Origin of the sequence: Pseudoponticoccus marisrubri (assembly GCF_001482405.1) — a bacterium.
GTDB classification, from domain to species: Bacteria; Pseudomonadota; Alphaproteobacteria; order Rhodobacterales; family Rhodobacteraceae; genus Pseudoponticoccus; species Pseudoponticoccus marisrubri.
In genome coordinates this window covers 1-1,346 of the sequence record NZ_LPXO01000043.1, presented here as the reverse complement: position 1 = coordinate 1,346, position 1,346 = coordinate 1, and the positions used below count along the sequence as shown (strand labels likewise).

1 pseudogene is annotated in these 1,346 nt (G+C 60.5%); it reads right to left on the bottom strand.

Annotation, left to right across the window (positions count from 1 at the left end):
• A pseudogene (locus AVJ23_RS21885) lies at positions 1 to 1,331 on the bottom strand (IS3 family transposase); the annotation flags it as partial.
• Between the last annotated feature and the right edge of the window lie 15 nt (positions 1,332 to 1,346).

Here is a 1,346-nt window from a genome sequence, read left to right as displayed (position 1 = left end):
TCCTCTCGCTGTTGCAGGATCTGGTCACCCCGGCCGTAGTAGACGTCGGCCGGCGTCAGGTTCCCGAGGCTCTCATGGTACCGGTGGGTGTTGTAGTATTCCACGAATGCGCCGATCTGGCGCTCGAGGTCCCCCGGCAGGAAGTAATGCTCGAGTAGCACGCGGTTCTTCATGGTCTGGTGCCAGCGCTCGATTTTGCCTTGGGTCTGCGGGTGGTATGGCGCCCCGCGGACGTGGTCCATGCCCTTGTCCTCGAGATAATCCGCCAAGTCTCCGGCGATGTAGGACGAGCCATTGTCGCTGAGCAGCCTTGGCTTGGCGACAACGGTAGCACTGTCGCAGCCTGAGGCCTCCAGCGCCAGGTCGAGCGTCGCTGTCACATCCTCGGCTTTCATCGTGGTGCAGAGCTTCCAGGCGATGATGTAGCGGCTGTAATCGTCGAGGATGGTCGACAGGTAGAACCAGCCCCAGCCCAAGACCTTGAGATAGGTGAAGTCCGTCTGCCACAGCTCGTTGGGCCGCGTGGTCTGATCTTTGAATTCATTGCTCGACCATTGTCCTCGAACCCATGGCGGACAAGGTCTCGCCCTTGATCACGATATGCGCTGGCGCCGTGATCAAATCCTCGGCTTTCAGGATCCGGTAAACCGATGATTCAGAGACAAAATACTGCTTCTCATCGGTATATTTCACCGCCAGTTCGCGGGGCGTCAGCTCTTCGTGCTCGAGGGCGAACTCGATGATGTCGGCCCGGGTCTCGTCCGGAAGGCGGTTCCAGACAGAGCCCGGGTGCGGCGCTGCATCCTCCAGCCCACCGAGCCCGCTTTCCGACCAGCGGTCATACCAGCGATAATAGGTCGTACTTGGGATGCCGAGCATGGCCAGCGTCTGGCGAACCGATAGATGCGAGGCTTCGACGGTGCGGATGATCTCCAGCTTTTCCGATGCGGAGTACCTCATGCCTCGTACTCCCCATCCCCGATCATGCTTTTTTTGAGCAGGCGGTTTTCCAGGGTCAGGTCGGCCACGACCTCCTTCAACGCCGCCGCCTCAGAACGTAGTTCCTTGACCTCTGGCGAGGTCGCCTGACGGGCCGCATCCCCGGCCAGTCGCTGCTTGCCCGCCTCGAGGAACTCCTTCGACCACGTGTAGTACAGGCTCTCGCTGATCCCTTCACGGCGGCAGAGAGCGGCAACGCTCTCCTCACCGCGCAGGCCAGCCAACACGATCCTGATCTTCTCTTCGGCCGAGTACTGCTTCCGGGTCTTGCGCTTGATCCCTTTGACCAGCTTGTCGGCCGCGTCCTTGGATGTTCCGGATTTCTGGCTCATCTTCGCTCCTTGGTG